This window comes from Bradyrhizobium sp. 139 (assembly GCF_023074175.1).
Lineage (GTDB): Bacteria > Pseudomonadota > Alphaproteobacteria > Rhizobiales > Xanthobacteraceae > Bradyrhizobium.
Genome location: NZ_JADPKS010000037.1, coordinates 58,679 through 78,424, shown reverse-complemented (window position 1 = coordinate 78,424; position 19,746 = coordinate 58,679). Strand labels below are relative to the sequence as shown.

Here is a 19,746-nt window from a genome sequence, read left to right as displayed (position 1 = left end):
AATTTTCCCGAGTGCTTTATGAACGGCGAGCGCCTAAGTGGTCGTTATTGCGCGCTGCAAACCCTCGATCAAAGTGAACGAGCTGCGAACGGCAGGCGCCAAACTGTCGGGAATACCGTCGCGCGGGAGGAATCTTCGACCAAGGCGCGTTCTCTCTACGAATTTGCAGCCCTGTATTGGTTTAGGAGTGATTGATATCGCTCCCGCGCTTTGAGACGATGGCTCCCAACAAGCAGCCCGTTAAGGGCACAATGCCGAGGAACGCCATGCCCATCGTCGAGGCCGACCGCCTCACGCGCATCAGCGCAGCACTGCTCCGCGCCGCCGGAGCTTCCGAGGAAGAGGCCGATGCGGTGGCTGTCGGCTGCATCAACGCCAATCTCGCCGGCCATGACTCCCACGGCGTGATCGCGGTTCCGACCTACATCGACCGCATCAAGGCTGGCCACATCGTTCCCGGCGCGAAATGGTCCATCGTCCGGGAATCGCCGACCACGACCGTGATCGACGGCCAGTGGGGCTTCGGCTTCCATGTCAACGCCAAGGCGATGGCGCTGACGATCGAGAAGGCGAAGACGGCGAACGTCGCCGCCTGCACCGTGTTCCGCCAAAGTCATGTCGGCCGCCTCGCCGCGTATCCGCTGATGGCGATGCGCGACGGCATGATCGGGATTGCGACGGCGGATTCCGGCCGCTCGCCGAAGCACGTGGCGCCGTTCGGAGGCAAGGAGGCTAGGCTCGGCACAAACCCGATCTCGATCGCGGTGCCGTCCGATCTCGACGCGCCGTTCTACCTGGACATGGCAACCTCGGCGGTCGCGGCCGGCAAGATCCAGCTCGCAGTCGCCCGCGGCGAGGAGATTCCGACTGGGTGGATCATCGATGCCGAGGGACGGCACACCACCGACCCCACGCAATATCGCAAGGGTGGCGCGCTGCTGCCGCTCGGCGGCACCGAGGGCTACAAGGGCAGTGGCCTCGCCGCGATGGTCGAGGTGCTATGCGGCCTGCTCACCGGTCTCGGCTTCGGCGTCGAACCGACGGGACGTCACAATGACGGATGCTTCATGGCGGTGTTCAACGTCGCTGCGTTCCGCCCGCTGAAGGAATTCAAGCGCGAGGTCACCGAATTCGCGCGCTATCTGAAATCGACGCCGCCCTCTGACGGTAGCAAGGGCGTGTTCTATCCCGGCGAGATCGAGGGGCTGCGCGAGCAGCAACGCCTGCGCGACGGCATTGAGATCGAGGGTGCGACCTGGGAGAAGCTGCGCGCGCTGGCGCGCGAGTACCGGCTCGACACCGTCCTCGATCTGGCCTGACGGAATTTTGGAGAACAGCAGCATGACGCGGCAGATGGTACTGGTCGGCTTCCTCCAGGCGCAGAACTGCACGAATCTGCCGAGCTCGTGGCGGCATCCCGACTCGCGCGACGATTCGATGTCGGCGGATTATTATCAAGAGATCGCCAGAATTCTCGAAGCCGGCAAGTTCCACATGGCCTTCTTCGACGATCGGCTGGCGATGCCGGACCGCTACGGCAACGATCATGCTCATACCGTCGAATACGGCATCCGCTGCGTGAAGATGGATCCGCTGATCGTGCTGACGACAATGGGCTTGGTCACCGACAAGCTCGGGTTAGGCGCGACCTGCTCGACCACCTATTACGAGCCGTTCGATGTTGCGCGCCGCTTCGCGACGCTCGATTTGATGTCCGGCGGGCGCGCGGGCTGGAACGTCGTGACCTCGCTCAATGATGGCGAAGCCCTCAACATGGGCCGCGATTCTCATCCCGAACATGATTCGCGCTACGACCGCGCCGACGAGTTCATGGAGGTCGTGCTTGGCCATTGGGACACCTGGGAGGACGGCGCGCTCATCATGGACAAGCAGAGCGGCCGCTTTGCCGATCCGGCCAAGGTGAAGCGGCTCGATCACAAAGGGCTTGCCTTCAAGTCGCGCGGACCATTCACCGTGCCGCGCTCGGATCAGGGCCATCCTGTCATCATCCAGGCCGGCGCATCCGGCCGCGGCCAGCGCTTTGCAGGCCGATGGGGCGAGGTAATCTTCACCGCCGTGCGAAATCTCGCCGGCGCCAAGGAAGGCTATGCCGCCGTCCGCAACGAGGCCGCGAAAGCCGGCCGCGATCCCGACCAGATGTTCCTTTGCAACCTGACCACGCCGGTCTGCGCCGCGACCAAGACGGAGGCCGAAGACAAGATGGCGCGGATCAACAAGCTGCCGCGGCAGATCGACGCGCTGTCGCTGCTGGCCGAAGCGCTCAACTACGATTTCGCCTCCAAGGATCTCGACGCGCCGCTGACGACGGACGAGCTGAAGAGCATGCAGGGAATTTTGGGCATCCGCGACGGCGTGCTGAAGAATTCCGGCAAGAGCAATCCAAGCGCGCGCGACTTCGTCACCTTCTCCGGCCGCGGCCAGGTGCAGGACGCAATGGTCGGCGGCCCCAGGGAGATCGCCGACAAATTGGAAGAGATGTTCGTCGAGCGCGGTTGCGACGGGTTCGTCATCGCCGCGACCTATGTGCCCGGCTCCTACGCCGATTTCGTGCAACATATCGTACCGGAATTGCAGCGCCGCGGGCTGTTTCAGAAGGACTATCGCGGCAAGACGCTGCGAGAAAATCTCGGGCTGAAGCGGCCCGCCGCCGGAGCCTGGAAGGTGCAGCCGCGCGCTGCCGCGGAATAATGGAGGATCCGACATGCGCTGGCTGAAATTCACCACCTCGGACAAGACGTCCTGGGGGATCATCGAGGGCGACCAAGTGATCGCGGTCGAGGGCGATCCCTTTGGCGAATGGCAGCGCACCTCGCGCACGCATCCGCTGGCCAACGTGAAGATCGAGCTGCCGCTGATCCCGCGCACCTTCTATTGCGTCGGCTTGAACTATCTGAAGCACCTGAAGGAAGCCGCCGACAAGCGCGGCGAGGTGCCGGCCGTTCCTGACAGACCCGAGATCGGCTACCGTGCCCAGAACGCGCTGATCGCGCATGACGAGGACGTCGTGATCCCGTCGTTTGCGACGGACAAGATCCACTATGAGGGCGAGCTCGTCGTGGTCATCGGCAAGAAGGTGAAGCATCTTACCAAACAAGACGCGATGGAGTGCGTGTTCGGCTACACCATCGGCAACGACGTCAGCGAACGCAGCTGGCAGAAGACCGACCGCAGCCTGTGGCGCTCGAAGAACGCCGACACGTTCAAGCCGATGGGCCCGTGGATCGAAACCGAGGTCGATCTCGCCAAAATGCAAACCATCGTCCGGGTCAACGGCAAGGAGACCAACCGCTTCCACACCAACGACATGATCTTTGGCGTGGTGCCGTTCCTGGTCGAGCTTACCAGGTATTTCACGCTTTGGCCCGGTGACGTGATCTGGATGGGCACGGACGGTGCATCGCCTGATATCAAGCACGGCGATGTCGTGGAGATCGACATCACCGGTATCGGGACGTTGCGCAACAGGTTTGTGCGGGAGCAGCGCTAGCTGGCGATACCGTAGGATGGGTAGAGCGCAGCGAAACCCATCATCCACGCTCGTCTCGGAAAGACCTTGATGGGTTTCGCTATCGCTCTACCATCCTACGAAGCTACCGTATCTTCAAAACGGCAGCGCTACGCCGGTCTTGATCTCCTTCAGCACCACGTTGCTCCTGACGTAGCGGATGCCGGGAATACGGAACATGAACTCGTCGAGGAAGCGGTTGTAGGCCGCCATGTCCTGCACGACGACGCGCAAATGATAGTCGGCATCGCCCGTGGTCGCGAAACATTCCAGCACCTCGCGCCGCTTGGTTACCCGAAACGAACTCGTCAACGAATTTGGCATCGTGCCGCTCCAGCGAGACGTGGAGGATGGCCGACATCGCAAAGCCCGCCTGCTCGCGCGCGACCAGCGCCGCATAGCCACGGATGACGCCGCTCTCCTCCAGCGCGCGCACCCGCCGCCAGCACGCCGAGGTGGACATGCCGACCTCCTCCGCGAGTTGCTGATTGGTGGCGCGGCCGTCCTTCTGGAGATAGGCAAGAATCCGGGTGTCCTGGTCTTCGATCATGAGGCCCGCCAAATCGGATTATCCCACCGGTTCTTAGCTTATACCGGTGGATTCTACCAGAATAGGCGCGCGCTCAGGTAAGGAAAGGTAAGACCTACCACCGCCCCAGGCTTACCTTCGCGCTACGGCAGGGACGCCGCGCGAGGGTCCGCCATGGACGCCATTCCATCACTCGACGCCTATGAACTCTCCGACCGCTACGACCGCGCTGAGGGCCGTGCCTTCCTCACGGGCACACAGGCCATCGTCCGCATCGCGCTCGACCAGGCACGGCGCGACCGCGCCGCCGGGCTGAACACCGCCGGCTTCATCTCCGGCTATCGCGGCTCGCCGCTCGGCGGCGTCGATCTCGAGCTCTGGCGCATCCAGGAGCGGCTCAAGCGGGACCGCATCGAATTTCTGCCGGCGGTGAACGAAGACCTCGCGGCAACCGCGGTGCTCGGCTCACAGCAGGTCGAAACGCAGGCAGATCGCGAAGTCGATGGCGTGTTCGGGCTCTGGTACGGCAAGGGCCCCGGCGTCGATCGCTCCGGCGATGCGCTCAAGCACGGCAACGCCTACGGTTCCTCGCCGCATGGCGGCGTGCTGGTGGTCGCCGGCGATGACCATGGCTGCGTCTCGTCCTCGATGCCGCACCAATCCGACGTCGCTTTCATGAGCTGGTTCATGCCGACACTGCACCCCGCAAGCGTCAGCGAGTATCTCGAATTCGGCGAATACGGCTACGCGCTGAGCCGCTTCTCCGGCATGTGGGTCGGCTTCAAGGCGATCTCGGAGATTGTCGAGTCAGGTGCATCCGTCGCGCTGCGCCCGCCGCGCGCCTTCCGCACGCCGGACTTCACGCCGCCGCCCGGCGGCCTGCATTATCGCTGGCCGGATCTGCCGGGCCCGCAGATCGAGGAGCGGCTGGAGGCGAAGAAGCACGCGGTCTACGCCTTCGCAAAAGACAATCCGATCGACCGTCACATCTACGACGTTCCCAATGCCACCTACGGCATCGTCACCACGGGAAAGGCGCATCTCGACCTAATGGAGGCGCTGCGGCTGATGGGCCTCGATGAGGCGGCCTGCCGCAGCATCGGCATCGACGTCTACAAGGTCGGCATAGTCTGGCCGCTGGCGCTGCATGACGCCATGGACTTCGTCAAAGGCAAGCGCGAGATTTTGGTGGTCGAGGAGAAGCGCGGCATCATCGAGAGCCAGTTCAAGGAATATTTCTACGACTACCCCGGCGCCAAGCCCGAGCGCATGGTCGGCAAGCACGACGAGACCGGCGCGCGGCTGATCTCCTGGATCGGCGAATTGTCGCCGCGTGCGCTCGCGTCCGTGCTGGCGCGGCGGCTCGATCCGATGTTTCCGGGCCTCAATCTGGCTGCGCGTGCAGCCACGCTGTTGCCGGAAGCCGAGCGCACGATCAACGTCTCAGGCGCGACGCGCACACCCTATTTCTGCTCGGGATGTCCGCACAACACATCGACAAAAGTGCCGGAAGGCTCGAAGGCGCTGGCCGGCATCGGCTGCCACTTCATGGCAAGCTGGATGGACCGCGAGACCTCGTCGCTGATCCAGATGGGCGGCGAAGGCGTCAACTGGGCGGCGTCATCAAAATTTACCGGCAACAGGCACGTCTTCCAGAATCTCGGCGAAGGCACCTATTATCATTCGGGCTCGATGGCGATCCGCCAGGCCATCGCCGCAAAAGCCAACATCACCTACAAGATCCTGTTCAACGATGCCGTGGCGATGACCGGCGGCCAGCCGGTCGACGGTCCCGTCAGCGTGCATGCGATCGCGCACAGCGTGCGCGCCGAAGGCGTTGAGCGCATCGCGCTGGTATCGGACGATCCCTCGCAGTTTGCGTCCGGGGATCTGCCCGACGGCGTCACCATTCACCCGCGCGAGGAGATGGACGCCGTGCAACGCGAGCTGCGCGAGATTTCCGGAGTATCCGTCCTGATCTATCAGCAGACCTGCGCCACGGAGAAGCGGCGGCGGCGCAAGCGCGGGCAGATGGCCGACCCGAAACGCTTTGCCTACATCAACGATCTCGTCTGCGAAGGCTGCGGCGACTGCTCGGTCGAGTCCAACTGCCTCAGCGTCGAGCCGAAGGAAACGCCGTTTGGCCGCAAGCGCCAGATCAATCTCTCGGCCTGCAACAAGGATTTTTCCTGTCTCAACGGTTTTTGCCCCAGCTTCGTCACCGTGGAAGGCGCGACACGCCGGAAGAAGAGCGCGAGCCAGATCGACGCGATCGGCCGTGCCGCCACGCTACCCCTGCCCGCTTCCGCAACGCTCGACCGCCCCTACGACCTGCTCGTCACCGGCGTCGGCGGCACAGGCGTGATCACGGTTGGCGCGCTGATCGGCATGGCCGCGCATCTGGAACGTCGCGGCATCTCGGTGCTCGACTTCACCGGATTTGCGCAGAAGTTCGGACCTGTGCTGAGCTACATCCGTCTTGCCGCGACTCCCGAGGCACTGCACCAGGTGCGCATCGACCAGGGATCAGCCGATGCGTTGATCGGCTGCGATCTCGTCGTCAGCTCCTCGCCAAAGGCGTCCGGCACCTATCGCCGCGGCACGCGCGCCGCTGTTAACAGCGCGGAGATGCCGACCGGCGACGTCGTCCGCTTCCGCGACGCCGATCTCGCCTCGCCTGCCCGCCTGCGCGCGATCGGCCGCGTGATCGGAGACGGCAATCTTGACACGATCAACGCCAACGCGCTCGCCGAGCAGCTGCTCGGCGATGCCGTCTATGCCAACATCATCATGCTGGGCTTTGCGTGGCAGCGCGGACTGGTTCCGATTTCGCTGCAAGCGCTGCTGCGCGCGATCGAGCTCAACGGCGTCGCGGTCGAGCGCAACAAGCAGGCCTTTGCCTGGGGCCGGATAGCCGCAGCGGATCCGGACTTTCTGCCGAAGACGGACGCGGCGCCCGAGGCCGAGACGCTCGACCGGCTGATCGACCGCCGTGCCGATTTTCTCACTGCCTATCAAGACGATGCCTATGCAGCGCGCTATCGGACAATCGTCGCAAAAGTCCGCAACGCCGAAGTCGTCCTCGACAGCGAGGCGCTGACCGAGGCGGTCGCCCGCGCCCTGTTCAAGCTGATGGCCTACAAGGACGAGTACGAGGTGGCGCGCCTGCACATGCAGACCGGCTTTCTCGACGAGCTGAAGCGCGAATTCGAGGGCGACTTCAGCGTCCAGTATCACCTAGCCCCGCCATTCCTGCCGTCCGGGCGCGACGCTCGCGGCCGCCCACGCAAGCGTGCCTTCGGTCAGCGGATCCAGGCGCCGCTCTCCGCGCTTGCGCGGCTCAAGGCGTTGCGCGGGACGCCGTTCGATCCGTTCGGCTACACGGCCGAGCGGCGCGCGGAACGGGAGCTGATCACCTGGTACCAGTACCTGATTGAACGGATGCTCACTAGGCTCGACGCGGCGCATCTGCCCGATCTCCTTGCAATCGCAAAGGTCCCGCTGGATATCCGCGGCTACGGCCCGGTGAAGGATGCCGCGATCGTGAAGGCGAAAGCCGAGGTCGAGCGGCGGTTCACTGAACTCGACGCACCAGCGTCGGCTAAGATGCACGCCTCCGATTGACGCGAGGCTGTCGAGGCCTCAGCCTCCCGGTCCGATGGGGTTCCCGGATGGCGCCCCCGCAACCGGGTGATGCATCATGGATCTCGACCAGTTGACCCTGACCCAGGCCGCGGCCGACCTCCGCGCCCGGAAAGTCACGAGCACCGCGCTCACGCAGGAAGCGCTGACCCGCGCCAAGATCAGCGCCGACCTGAACGCTTTCATCACCCTCGACGAGGCCGGCGCCTTGAAGGCTGCAGCCGCATTCGACGCGAGCGGCAACACGAACATGCCGCTCGGCGGCGTTCCAATCGTGATCAAGGACAATATCGAGGTCGCGGGGCTTCCCTGTACCGCAGGAACGCCAGCGCTGAAGCATTACGTTCCGAAGGCCGACGCGCCGGTTGTCGCGAAGCTGCGAGCCGCAGGCGCGGTCATCATCGGCAAGACCAGCATGCACGAACTCGCCTTCGGCATCTCCGGCTACAACACCGCATTCAAGACCGGTGCGGAGTTCGGCGTGCGCAACGCCTATGATCGCGCCGTGATCGCTGGCGGCTCCTCCTCCGGAACGGGTGCCGCGATCGGCGCGCGGATTGTCGCCGGCGGGCTCGGCACCGACACCGGCGGTTCGGTCCGGGTGCCTGGCGCGCTGAACGGATGCGCCTCGCTCCGCCCGACCGTCGGACGCTATCCACAAGACGGCATCGCGCCGATCTCGCACACCCGCGACACCGCAGGCCCGATGGCCGCGACCGTGGCGGATGTGGAACTGCTCGACCGCGTCATTGCAGGTGGCGACGCCGTCCATCCCGCCGATCTCGCGGGGTTGCGGATCGGCATCGTGAGGACCATGCTGGCCAATCTCGATGCCGACATCGAAGCCGCCTTCCAGGCGGCGGTCGCGCAGATGAAGGCGCAGGGCGTCGCGATGGTCGAGATCGAGATGCCGCAACTTGCCGAGCTCAATGGCCAGGTCGGTTTTCCCGTCGCGCTGTACGAGGCCTATGACGACATGGCCGCCTATCTCGCGCACACCGGCACCGGCCTCAACATCGAGGCTTTGGTGAAGGACATCGCCAGTCCTGACGTGAAGGGTACCTATGACGGCCTCGTGATCCCGCGCAAATTGCCTGGTCCTGACAATACGCTGGTCGATGCCGAGCCGATCTATGACGCCGCCATCAAGTCCGCGCGTCCCGCGCTGCAGGCGCTCTACGGCAGAACCTTTGCCGATAACCGTCTCGACGTCATCGCTTTCCCGACCACGCCACGCGTGGCAATTGCTTCGAATCCCGATTCCAGCAGCCTCGAAAATTTCGGCCTCTTCATCCAGAACACCGATCCCGGCAGCAATGCCGGCATTCCCGGCATCCAGATTCCGATCGCGCTGGGCGCAACGAGCCGATTGCCGATTGGTCTTGAGTTGGATGGCCCTGCGGGCAGCGATCGCCGGCTGCTCGCGGTCGGCATGGCGCTTGAACAAGTGTTCGGGCGGTTGCCGGCGCCGCCCCGATCATGAATAGGGATTGATCAGCTTCTGCTGCTCGGCGCTGTGATGCACGAGCATGTCGATGAAGGTCCTGACCTTCGCCGACAGATGATGCCGGTGCGGATAGACCGCGTTCATCGACATCTCGACGGGACGACATTCCGGCAAGAGGCGAACGAGGTGGCCGGCCTCGAGATCGTCCCGAATGAGAAACCCGGCCATCAGGCAGACGGCAGCGCCTTCCAATGCCACCTTCCGCAAGGCTTCACCGCTGTTGGTGATGAAGCTGCCGGAGATCCGCACCGATACCGGCTTGCCCTTGCGATCGAAGAAGCGCCAATCGTCGCCGAACGGATAATTCAAGTGACGGGCGCAATTGTGCGCGGTGAGCTCATCGAGCTTCTGCACGCGACCGTGCCTTTCGAGATAGTCGTGCGAGCAGCACAGCACGTGGCGCCAGGTGGCAAGGCTGCGGACGATCAGGCTCGAGTCCGGCGGCGAGGTCATGCGCAGGGCAACGTCATAGCCTTCTTCGATGAGGTCGACTTCGGCTTCGCCCATGCGCAGATCGATCTTGAGCTCTGGATAGGTCGACAGGAGTTTCGCCACCACTGGCGCGGCGAACGGCACCATGTGCGTGGCGACGTGGATCCGTAGCGTGCCGCGGGGCACCGACTGCAGTTCGCTCGCGATATCGTCGGCCTGTTCGATATCGGCGAGTATTCGGATGCTGCGTTCGTAATAGGCCTTGCCGATCTCGGTGAGGTTGACCTTGCGCGTGGTGCGCTGAAGCAGCCTCACCCCGAGCCGGTCTTCCAGCGCCTGAACGTGATTGCTCACCATAGTGGTCGACATGTTGAGCTTGCGTGCTGCCGCAGAGAAGCCGCCGGTCTCGACCACCCGGCTGAAGACTTCGAGGCTGGTCAATCGGTCCATGCCGGCTGATTATCCCCTCTTGATCGATAATCGCAAGGAATTCCCTCGGATTATCCATCAGATCATCTCGCGTGTGGCGCATGCGTTAGCAGCAATCGCTCGACAGACGCGGCAATCGCTGTGGGGCAGTCGCTCCCTCTGGTTCAGTAAAACCATACAACCCCCGGATTATCTGCTCAGAGTGGATAATCCTTCTAGCATTTCGTCGATTATCACTCGAACCAGGAAGACCGATAGTCTTAGCCAGCCGATAGGAGACTGCCATGTCCGAGATGCCTCGCACCGAAAACTTCCAGCAAGCGCTTGAAATAACTCAAGAGTACTCCAAGGCGCCGATGCGTGGCTCGGTCCGGACTATGGTCCGGCGCGCCGCGTTGGTGCTCGCACTCCTCGCGAGCACGGCAACGATTGTCTATTGGGGACATGACTACTGGGCCAACGGCCGCTACCTCGAGACAACCGACGATGCCTACGTGAAGGCCGACTCCACGATCATCGCGCCAAAAGTCTCGGGCTATATCGCCAAGGTGCTGGTCAGCGACAACGAAAAGGTCAAAGCGGGCCAGGTCCTGGCGAAGATAGATGACCGCGACTTCAAGGCAGCGCTCGACCAGGCTCGCGCCGATGTCGCCGCCGCGGAAGCCTCCGTGCGCAACATTGATGCCCAGCTCGAGTTGCAGCAGCCAATTATCGAGCAGGGTACGGCCGACGTTGCCGCGGCGGATGCCAATCTGAAATTCGCGCAGGAGGAACGCGCCCGCTACGACGACCTCATGAAGTCAGGCTCCGGCACGATCCAGCGCGCGCAGCAGACCGATGCGGCGCTGCGCGCCAGCAACGCACAATTGCAGCACGCGAAATCGGGCCTCATGGCCGCGCAGCGCAAGGTCGACGTGCTCACCACCCAGCGCGCCCAGGCCACAGCCCAGTTCGACCGCGCCCGCGCTGTCGCAGACCAGGCGGCGCTGAACCTGTCCTATGCCGAGATCACCGCACCGGTCGACGGTACGGTCGGCGCCCGCTCGCTCCGGGTCGGCCAGTTCGTGCAGGCCGGCACGCAATTGATGGCGGTGGTGCCGCTCGATGCGGTCTATGTCGTTGCGAATTTCAAGGAGACACAGCTCACGCATGTTCGCGCTGGTCAGCCGGTCGAGCTACACATCGACAGTTTTCGCAACCAGACCTTGCACGGCCATGTCGACAGCCTGTCGCCGGCGAGCGGGCTCGAATTCGCGCTGCTGCCGCCGGACAACGCCACAGGTAATTTCACCAAGATCGTGCAGCGCGTGCCGGTGAAGATCGTGCTCGACGACCACAGCCTTGCCGGCCTTTTGCGGCCCGGCATGTCTGCCGTGCCGACCGTCGACACCAAGGCAACCGTGCTGGCCGAGCGCGAGACGGCCAAGCGCCTCGCCGACAACACGTCTCGCCCTAACGGCAGCTGAGGCCAGCACGGCCGAGCAGGATCAACAGGTCTTGCCGGACGATCCTTCTCACGCTTCCTCAATTAGCGAAATCGACCGCCCAATGCATCCTGTCTCCGTGACCGAGACGAGGCTTCCATGAGCACGCTCCAACCGACCGCCAACGCCGTCTCCGCTGCCAACATTCATGCTTCGGCCGCACCCACCACGCCGCCGGTTTCCGCCAAAACCTGGATCGCGGTGATCGGCGCCACCCTCGGCGCTTTTATGGCTGTCCTGAACATCCAGATCGTCAACGCCTCGCTCGCCGACATTCAGGGCGCAATCGGCGCCGGCATCGACGATGGCGGCTGGATCTCGACCTCTTATCTGATCGCCGAGATCGTGGTGATCCCGCTGTCCGGTTGGCTCGCGCAGGTTTTCTCGATTCGCATCTATCTCCTCGTCAATGCCATCCTGTTCCTGCTCCTCTCCGCGGCCTGCGCGCTGGCGCAGGACCTGCCGCAGATGATCGTGCTGCGCGCTGTCCAGGGTTTCACCGGCGGTGTGCTGATCCCGATGGCCTTCACGCTGATCATCACACTGCTGCCGCGCGGAAAGCAGCCGGTCGGACTCGCCCTATTCGCGCTGTCGGCGACGTTCGCGCCCGCAATCGGCCCGACCATCGGCGGCTATCTCACCGAGAATTTCGGCTGGCAGTACATCTTCTACGTCAACGTCGTCCCTGGCGCGATCATGGTCGGCATGCTCTGGTACGCGCTCGATGCAAAGCCGATGAAGCTTGCGCTGCTGCGCGACGGTGACTGGGCCGGCATCATCACCATGGCGATCGGCCTCTCCGCGCTGCAGACCGTGCTGGAAGAGGGCAACAAGGACGACTGGTTCGGCTCGCCCTTCATCGTCAAGCTGTCGGTGATCGCGGCCGTGGCGCTGGCCGCCTTTCTGATCATCGAGCTGACGGTAAAGAAGCCGCTGCTGAATTTGCGTCTGCTGGTCCGCCGCAATTTCGGCTTCGGCATGCTGGCGAACTTCCTGCTCGGCATCGCGCTCTACGGCTCGGTGTTCATCCTGCCGCAATATCTGTCCCGAATCCAGGGCTACAATGCCGAACAGATCGGCATGGTGCTGGCATGGACCGGGCTGCCGCAGCTCGTGCTGATCCCCCTGGTGCCGCGCCTGATGCAACGCTTCGACGCACGGATCATCATCGGTGTCGGCTTCGTCCTGTTCGCGGCCTCGAACTTCATGAACATCTATATGACCGCCGACTATGCCGCCGACCAGCTGCTGTGGCCCAATGTGGTCCGCGCGATCGGCCAGGCGTTGGTGATGGCTCCCCTGTCCGCGGTGGCAACATCAGGCATTGAGCCGGAGAACGCGGGCTCGGCCTCCGGCCTGTTCAACATGATGCGCAATCTCGGCGGCGCCGTCGGCATCGCACTGCTCCAGACCGTGCTGACCAAGCGCGAGCAGTACCACTCCAACGTGCTGATGCAGTCGGTGTCGGTGTTCGAGCAGGCGACGCGGACGCGGCTGGAGCAGCTCACACAGTATTTTGTCAATCACGGCATCCTCGACCGTGCGGACGCCGCGCATCGCGCCTATCTCGCGATCGGTCATATCGTCCAGAAGCAGGCCTTCATCCTCGCCTTCAGCGATACTTTCTATCTGCTCGGCATGGCGCTGATCGTGGCGCTCGCCGCCGTCCTCTTCCTGAAGAAGCCCGGCCAGACCTCGGCCGGTGGCGCCCACTGACGTCAACCTAGCAAGCAAGGAGAACGACGATGAAACCCCGCATGAACTTCTACCAGGCTGCCCCCGACACGATGAAGGCGCTGATGACGCTGGAGCAGCAGATCCAGTCGACGGGACTCGAGAAATCGCTGATCGAGCTCGTCAAGATCCGGGCGTCGCAGATCAACGGCTGCGCCTTCTGCATCAACATGCATACCGAGGACGCCCGCAAGCGCGGAGAGACCGAGCAACGCATCTATCTGCTCAACGCCTGGCGCGAATCCCCGCTCTACACCGACCGCGAGCGCGCCGCTTTGGCCTGGACGGAATCAGTGACGCTGATTTCGGAAACGCGAGCCCCCGACGATGTCTATGAGCAGGTCCGCGCGCAGTTCTCCGATGCGGAGACGGTGAACCTGACGATGCTGATCGGCGCGATCAATGCCTGGAACAGAATCGCGATCGCGTTCCGGGCGGTGTATCCGGTGAAGGTGAAGGCGTCGGCGGCGTGAGCTGACATTGCCTCCACACTCTCGACTGTCATGCCCCGCGGAGGCGGGGCATCCAGTATTCCAGAGGCAACGAGATTCAGAACAACCGCCGCGGCGTACTGGATCGCCCGGTCAAGCCGGGCAATGACACCTGAGTGTGATGCGGCCTCTCGACGTCAGCGGCTCTCTTAAACCGCCGTGGCCTTGGCGAACTCCACGTAAATCTCGCGAAGCCGCGTCGCCATCGGACCGGGCTTGCCGTCGCCGACCTTGTTGCCGTCGATCGCAACCACCGGCTGGACGAACAGTGACGCCGAGGTGGCAAAGGCCTCCTTGGCGGCGAGCGCCTCGGCGACCGTGAACGAACGCTCCTCGACACGAAGTTGGCGTTCCTCGGCAAGCGCGACCACGGCCTTGCGGGTGCAGCCCGGCAGGATCGCGTTGGAGTTCTTGCGGGTGACGATGACGTCGTCCTTGGTCAGGATAAACGCCGAGGACGAACCGCCCTCGGTGACGTATCCGTCTTCCAGCATCCAGGCTTCGCCGGCGCCGGCTTCGGCAGCCGCCTGCTTGGCCAGCACCTGCGCCAGCAATGCCACGCTCTTGATGTCGCGGCGCTCCCAGCGGATGTCGGGCACCGTGATCACGTTGATACCGGTCTTGGCCGAGGCGGCGTTGATGATGTCCTTTTCGGAGGTGAACATCACCAGGCTCGACTTGACGTCGCCCTTCGGGAAGGCGAAGTCGCGGCCCTTGTCGGCGCCGCGCGTGACCTGGAGATAGACGAGGCCGTTCTCGACCTTGTTGCGCGCGATCAACTCTTTCTGGAGCTCGGCGATGCGTTCGACCATCTCCGGCAGCTTCAGCTTGATCTCACCGACCGAGCGCTCCAAGCGCGCCAGATGCGAGGCGTTGTCGACCAGCTTGCCATCGAGCACGGCAGAGACCTCGTAGATGCCGTCGGCGAACAGGAAGCCGCGATCGAGGACCGAAATCTTGGCGTCCGAGAGCGGAACGAATGAGCCGTTGACGTAGGCGATCGGGTCCAAGGCAGGTCTCCTGGCGGGAAAGGGGATTGGCGCGCTTATACGGGATTTGGTGAGCCCGATAAACCCCACCCCTCGTCATTCCGGGGCGTCGCAGGGCGACGAGCCATGATGCGCAATTGCGCATCAGAGAATCCATTTCACTCATGTACTGCCGCCCGATCGATTCCGGGCCCGCGCCAAGGGACGCGTCCCGGAATGACGGCGTTGCTAATGCGACAAAATCTTCGACAGGAACTTCTGCGCGCGGTCGCTGCGCGGCTTGCCGAAGAAATCCTCCTTCGGCGCGTCCTCGACGATCTCGCCGCGGTCCATGAAGATCACGCGATTGGCGACCTTGCGGGCAAAGCCCATCTCGTGGGTGACGACCATCATGGTCATGCCCTCATGGGCGAGGTCGACCATGACGTCGAGCACCTCGCTCACCATTTCCGGATCGAGGGCCGAGGTCGGCTCGTCGAACAGCATGACGATCGGGTCCATCGCGAGCGCGCGGGCGATTGCGACGCGCTGCTGCTGGCCTCCGGAAAGCTGCGCAGGAAACTTCTGCGCCTGCTCCTTCAGGCCGACGCGCTCCAGCAGTTGCATGCCTTTCGCCACCGCCTTGTCGCGCGCACGGTCGAGCACCTTCTGCTGCGCGAGGCAGAGATTATCGATGATCTTCAGGTGCGGAAACAGCTCGAAATGCTGGAACACCATGCCGACGCGCGAGCGCAGCTTCGGCAGATCGGTCTTGGGATCGTTGACCTTGGTGCCGTCGACACTGATGTCGCCGCTCTGGAACGGCTCCAACGCGTTGACGCATTTGATCAGCGTCGACTTGCCCGAGCCCGAGGGCCCGCAGACCACGACCACCTCGCCCTTGGTGACGCTGGTGGTGCAGTCGGTCAGCACCTGGAACGTCGGGCTGTACCATTTGTTGACGTGGCTGATTTCGATCATGATCGACACGCTCTATCGAATGATGGCGATGCGCGCCTGGAGGCGGCGGACGCCGAAGGACGCAACACAGGAAATGGTGAAGTAGACGATTGCAGCGAACAGATACATCTCGACCAGGCGGCCGTCGCGCTGCGCGACCTTGCTCGCAGCCCCCAGGAAGTCCGTGATCGACAGCACGTAGACCAGCGAGGTGTCCTGGAACAGCACGATGGTCTGCGTGATCAGGACCGGCAGCATGTTGCGGAAGGCTTGCGGCAGCACGACGTAGCGCATGGTCTGGGCGTAGGTCAGGCCGAGCGCGTTGGCGGCGGCCGGCTGACCGCGCGAGATCGACTGGATGCCGGCACGCATGATCTCGGAGAAGTACGCGGCCTCGAACATGATGAAGGTGATGAGCGAGGAGGCGAACGCGCCGACGCTGATCGGGCGCGACGCGCCGGTCACCCACTGCCCGATATAGGGCACCAGGAAGTAGAACCAGAAGATGACCAGCACCAGCGGCAGCGAGCGCATGAAGTCGACATAGACACCGGCGATGCGGCCCAGGATCTTGAAGCCCGATAGCCGCATCAGCGCGATGGCCGTGCCGAAGATCAGGCCGCCGAGTGCTGCGAGCGCCGTCAGCGTCACCGTGAACGTCATGCCCTCGTAGAACAGATAGGGCAGCGCGCGGCGGATGACCTCGAAATCGAAATTGCTGAACATGGTGTTATTTCCCCGTGATGTAGCCGGGGATCGCGACGTAGCGCTCGAGGAAGCGCATCGCGGTCACGACGACGGCGTTGACGAGGAGATAGAGGAGAGTCGCGGCGGTGAAGGCCTCGAACACCTGGAACGAGAATTCCTGCATCGAGCGCGCCTGTCCGGTCAGTTCGAGCAGTCCGATGGTGATGGCCACGGCCGTGTTCTTGATGGTGTTGAGGAACTCGGACGTCAGCGGCGGCAGGATGATGCGAAACGCCATCGGGAGCAGCACGTAGCGATAGGCCTGCACGGTGGTGAGCCCAAGCGCAGTCGCCGCCATCTTCTGCCCGCGCGGCAGTGAGCCGATGCCGGCCTGCAATTGCACCGCGACGCGCGCCGACATGAAGAAGCCGATGCCGATCGCGGCCGTCCAGAACGGCGCATTCGGCAGCTGCTTGAGCCACAATCCGGCGGATCTTGGCAGCACTTCCGGCAGCACGAAAAACCACAGGAAGAGTTGCACGAGCAGCGGCATGTTGCGGAAGAATTCGACATAGGCAAAGCCGAACCAGTACGCCCCCTTCGATGGCAGCGTGCGCATGACGCCGATGATCGAGCCGGTGATCAGCGCAATGATCCAGGCGAGCGCACCTGTCTTGAGGGTCAGCACCAATCCCGTCAGCAGCATGTCGAGATAGGTGCCGGTCCCCATCGGATTCGGCTGGAAGAAAATTCCCCAGTTCCAGTGGTAGTTCACGTGTCCCCCGCGCGAACGCGCCAATCATGGTTATCGCAGGTGCCTATGCAAATGTCCGGCCACTCCCTCCAGAATGGCCGGAATGTGCCGCCTCTCCCCGTTTGCGGGGAGAGGCGATCAACTCAGTTTACTTATAGTCGTCCGGATTCGGCGAGTCCGTGGGCTTGGCGAACTCGTTCTTCAGCTCGGCCGAGATCGGGGTGTTGAGGTTCAGCCCCTTCGGCGGGATCTTCTGCGTGAACCACTTGTTGTAGATCTTTTCGCCCTCGCCGGAGGTGTAGAGCGCGGCGGTCGCCGCATCCACCACCTTCTTGAACGGCGCGTCGTCCTTGCGCAGCATGATGCCGTAGGGCTCGGGCTTGGAGAAGGCGTCCTTGGAGATGACGTAGTCGTCCGGCGACTTCGAGCCGGCGACGAGGCTCGCCAGCAGGATGTCGTCCATCACGAAGGCCACCGCGCGGTCGGTTTCGACCATCAGGAAGGATTCAGCGTGATCCTTGGCCGGGATGATGTTGGCGCCGAGACTGCGCGCGACGTTGGCCTCGGTGAGCTGCTTGATGTTGGTGGTGCCGGCAGTCGAGACCACCGCCTTGCCCTTGAGGTCATCGATCGACTTGAGGCCGCTCGACTTCTTGAAGACGTAGCGGCTGGCGGTCAGGTAATGGGTGTTGGTGAAGGCGACCTGCTTCTGCCGCTCGGCATTGTTGGTGGTCGAGCCGCATTCGAGGTCGATGGTGCCGTTCGCCATCAGCGGGATGCGGGTCGCCGAGGTCACCGGATTGAGCTTGACCTCGAGCTTGTCGAGCTTGAGCTCCTTCTTCACGGCGTCGACGATCTTGTAGCAGATGTCCATCGCGAACCCGATGGGCTTCTGGCTGTCATCGAGATAGGAGAACGGGATCGAGGAGTCGCGGAAGCCGAGCGTGATGGCGCCGGTGTCCTTGATGTTCTTCAGCGTGCCGGTCAGCTCCTGGGCCCCGGCCTGGCTGACGGCGAAGGTGGCGGCGAGCGCGAGCCCGATGCTACGGAAATGTTTCACTTTTTAGTCCCCTTTCAGGATGATGCGGCCGGATGCAAGCACAAATCGGCCCGGATTAGAATGTGACTTTCGGCTGGATCGCCGCTCAGGTTAACGGCTCAGGTTAATGGGCTGGGCAATTCCCCGAGATCCCAGAACAGGCCGGCCATCACCGTCAAGGCTTCTTCGGTCAATGGCAGCAGGATGTGCTCATTGGGCGCATGCTGGGAGCAGCCGGGATAGGAGTGCGGGACCCAGATTGTCGGCAGGCCCAGGATCTCGGAAAACACGTCGTTGGGCAGCGAGCCGCCGAAATTGGGCAGCACCGCCGGCGGATTGCCGGTGGTCTCTTTCACGGAGTCCGCGGCCCATTTGATCCAGGGGCTGTCGAAATCGGTGCGCGAGGCGGCAAAGCTCTGCGCCGCGCGCACCTCGACCATCGGAAAGCCCTTCTGGACCAGATGCGCGCCGATGGCCTCGATCAGGCCGTCGATCTTGGTACCGACCACAAAACGCAATTGCAGCACGGCACTGGCATGGCCGGGAATGGCATTGGCCGGCTTGTCGATATTGCCCGACGACATCGCCAGCACTTCGAGCGTGTTCCAGGCATAGAGCCGCTCGGCCGCCGACAGTCCCTCCTCGCCCCAGTTCTCCGCGAGTGCCGGCTCGTCCTCGGTCGGTACCACCTGCACGTCGGCGAGGTAGCTGCGGATCTGGTTGGTGAGGCGCGGCGGCTTCAGGGCGTCAAGCTGAAGCCGTCCATGGCCGTCGACCAGCGTCGAGATCGCGTTGACGAGAATAGTCGCGGGATTGGCGAGCACGCCCCCCCAATTGCCGGAATGGTGGCCGCCATCGCGCAGATTCACATCGAGATGAATGCGGATGCCGCCACGGCAACCGAGGAAGAGTGTTGGACGATCTGCTGACAGACGAGGCCCGTCGGAGGCCATGAACAAATCGGCCTTCAGCGCGTCGCGATTGAGATCGCAGACCTTGCCGAGATCGGGCGAGCCGATCTCCTCGCCCATCTCGATGATGAATTTGGCATTGAAGCCCAGCTTGCCGCCGCGGGCGTCGCGCACCGCGCGGAGTGCCGCCATGTTGATGCTGTGCTGGCCCTTGTTGTCGGCGGTGCCACGGCCATAGAGCCGCGTGCCAGCAACCGTCGTGCGCCAGGGATCGCGGCCATCGCGCCACTCCCCCTCCATGCCGTCGACGACGTCACCATGACCGTAGATCAGCACGGTCGGCGCTGACGCGCTCTCATGATGCTCGGCGAACAGGAACGGCGCCTTGCCGCTCGGGGATTCGACGATGCGGCTGGTAAAGTCGAGCGCCGCAAAGGCCGGCTGCATCTCCTGCTCCAGATAGCCGCGCAGCTCGGCGCCGCGCGACGGGTTCTGGCTTTCGGTCCGATAAGCGACGCGGCGGTCGAGCTCGGTGAGAAACGTGCCGGATTTGAAATCCTCACGGGCGCGGGCGATGGCGTCGGTTCTGGTCATGGCTGGTTTTTCGAGGTTTTGGACGAACGACCTGACCCGAGACGGACAGGCCTTCGAAA

At 63.4% G+C, this 19,746-nt stretch carries 15 protein-coding genes and 1 pseudogene; 8 read left to right on the top strand and 8 right to left on the bottom strand.

The features are described 5' to 3' along the window. Nucleotides 1-266 precede the first annotated feature (266 nt). The 3 genes from IVA80_RS09935 to IVA80_RS09925 are packed head-to-tail and all read left to right on the top strand — an operon-like array spanning nucleotide 267 to nucleotide 3,508. A complete protein-coding gene (locus IVA80_RS09935; RefSeq protein ID WP_247428625.1) occupies nucleotides 267-1,319 on the top strand; it encodes an Ldh family oxidoreductase in 1,053 nt (350 codons plus the stop codon). A 22-nt stretch (nucleotides 1,320-1,341) separates the two neighbouring features. Next, nucleotides 1,342-2,709: an LLM class flavin-dependent oxidoreductase gene (locus IVA80_RS09930; RefSeq protein ID WP_247428621.1), complete on the top strand. Its 1,368-nt coding sequence runs from the start codon at nucleotides 1,342-1,344 to the stop codon at nucleotides 2,707-2,709. 13 nt (nucleotides 2,710-2,722) lie between these two features. Beyond that, nucleotides 2,723-3,508 (top strand): fumarylacetoacetate hydrolase family protein, encoded by a 786-nt coding sequence (locus IVA80_RS09925; RefSeq protein ID WP_247428618.1) that lies wholly within the window; start codon nucleotides 2,723-2,725, stop codon nucleotides 3,506-3,508. Nucleotides 3,509-3,622: 114 nt separating this feature from the next. Here IVA80_RS09925 and IVA80_RS09920 read toward each other — a convergent pair. Then, nucleotides 3,623-4,076, bottom strand: a pseudogene (locus IVA80_RS09920) (Lrp/AsnC family transcriptional regulator). 153 nt (nucleotides 4,077-4,229) lie between these two features. Here IVA80_RS09920 and IVA80_RS09915 point away from each other — a divergent pair. Continuing rightward, nucleotides 4,230-7,679 carry an indolepyruvate ferredoxin oxidoreductase family protein gene (locus tag IVA80_RS09915; protein WP_247428616.1) on the top strand — a complete coding sequence of 1,150 codons (3,450 nt, stop codon included), beginning with the start codon at nucleotides 4,230-4,232 and terminating at the stop codon, nucleotides 7,677-7,679. Between the two features lie 76 nt (nucleotides 7,680-7,755). Then, nucleotides 7,756-9,180 carry an indoleacetamide hydrolase gene (iaaH, locus tag IVA80_RS09910; protein WP_247428613.1) on the top strand — a complete coding sequence of 475 codons (1,425 nt, stop codon included), beginning with the start codon at nucleotides 7,756-7,758 and terminating at the stop codon, nucleotides 9,178-9,180. Here iaaH and IVA80_RS09905 read toward each other — a convergent pair. Next, nucleotides 9,175-10,086: a LysR family transcriptional regulator gene (locus IVA80_RS09905; protein WP_247428610.1), complete on the bottom strand. Its 912-nt coding sequence runs from the start codon at nucleotides 10,084-10,086 to the stop codon at nucleotides 9,175-9,177. The two genes, iaaH and IVA80_RS09905, sit on opposite strands and share 6 nt — an antisense overlap. A 263-nt stretch (nucleotides 10,087-10,349) precedes the next feature. Here IVA80_RS09905 and IVA80_RS09900 point away from each other — a divergent pair, with 263 nt between their 5' ends. The 3 genes from IVA80_RS09900 (at nucleotide 10,350) to IVA80_RS09890 (ending at nucleotide 13,756) form a co-directional block, all read left to right on the top strand. Further along, entirely contained in the window at nucleotides 10,350-11,531 is a 1,182-nt protein-coding gene (locus IVA80_RS09900; protein ID WP_247428607.1) for an HlyD family secretion protein, read from the top strand. Between the two features lie 117 nt (nucleotides 11,532-11,648). Continuing rightward, a complete protein-coding gene (locus IVA80_RS09895) occupies nucleotides 11,649-13,265 on the top strand; it encodes an MDR family MFS transporter (RefSeq protein WP_247428604.1) in 1,617 nt (538 codons plus the stop codon). Nucleotides 13,266-13,294: 29 nt separating this feature from the next. Continuing rightward, a complete protein-coding gene (locus tag IVA80_RS09890; RefSeq protein WP_247428601.1) occupies nucleotides 13,295-13,756 on the top strand; it encodes a carboxymuconolactone decarboxylase family protein in 462 nt (153 codons plus the stop codon). Nucleotides 13,757-13,923: 167 nt separating this feature from the next. Here IVA80_RS09890 and IVA80_RS09885 read toward each other — a convergent pair whose 3' ends face one another. The 6 genes from IVA80_RS09885 to IVA80_RS09860 all read right to left on the bottom strand — a co-directional run bounded on the left by IVA80_RS09885 (nucleotide 13,924) and on the right by IVA80_RS09860 (nucleotide 19,687). Continuing rightward, entirely contained in the window at nucleotides 13,924-14,784 is an 861-nt protein-coding gene (locus IVA80_RS09885) for a D-amino-acid transaminase (RefSeq protein ID WP_247428598.1), read from the bottom strand. Nucleotides 14,785-14,991: 207 nt separating this feature from the next. Continuing rightward, complete coding sequence (locus tag IVA80_RS09880) at nucleotides 14,992-15,723, bottom strand: amino acid ABC transporter ATP-binding protein (protein ID WP_247428595.1); 732 nt, start codon at nucleotides 15,721-15,723, stop codon at nucleotides 14,992-14,994. Nucleotides 15,724-15,735: 12 nt separating this feature from the next. Next, nucleotides 15,736-16,428 (bottom strand): ABC transporter permease subunit, encoded by a 693-nt coding sequence (locus tag IVA80_RS09875; RefSeq protein ID WP_247428592.1) that lies wholly within the window; start codon nucleotides 16,426-16,428, stop codon nucleotides 15,736-15,738. A 4-nt stretch (nucleotides 16,429-16,432) separates the two neighbouring features. Continuing rightward, entirely contained in the window at nucleotides 16,433-17,164 is a 732-nt protein-coding gene (locus IVA80_RS09870) for an amino acid ABC transporter permease (RefSeq protein ID WP_247428590.1), read from the bottom strand. A 127-nt stretch (nucleotides 17,165-17,291) separates the two neighbouring features. Beyond that, nucleotides 17,292-18,203, bottom strand: a complete 912-nt coding sequence (locus tag IVA80_RS09865) for an amino acid ABC transporter substrate-binding protein (protein WP_247428587.1) — start codon at nucleotides 18,201-18,203, stop codon at nucleotides 17,292-17,294. A gap of 98 nt (nucleotides 18,204-18,301) precedes the next feature. Next, entirely contained in the window at nucleotides 18,302-19,687 is a 1,386-nt protein-coding gene (locus tag IVA80_RS09860; protein WP_247428583.1) for a M20 family metallopeptidase, read from the bottom strand. Nucleotides 19,688-19,746: the final 59 nt, after the last annotated feature.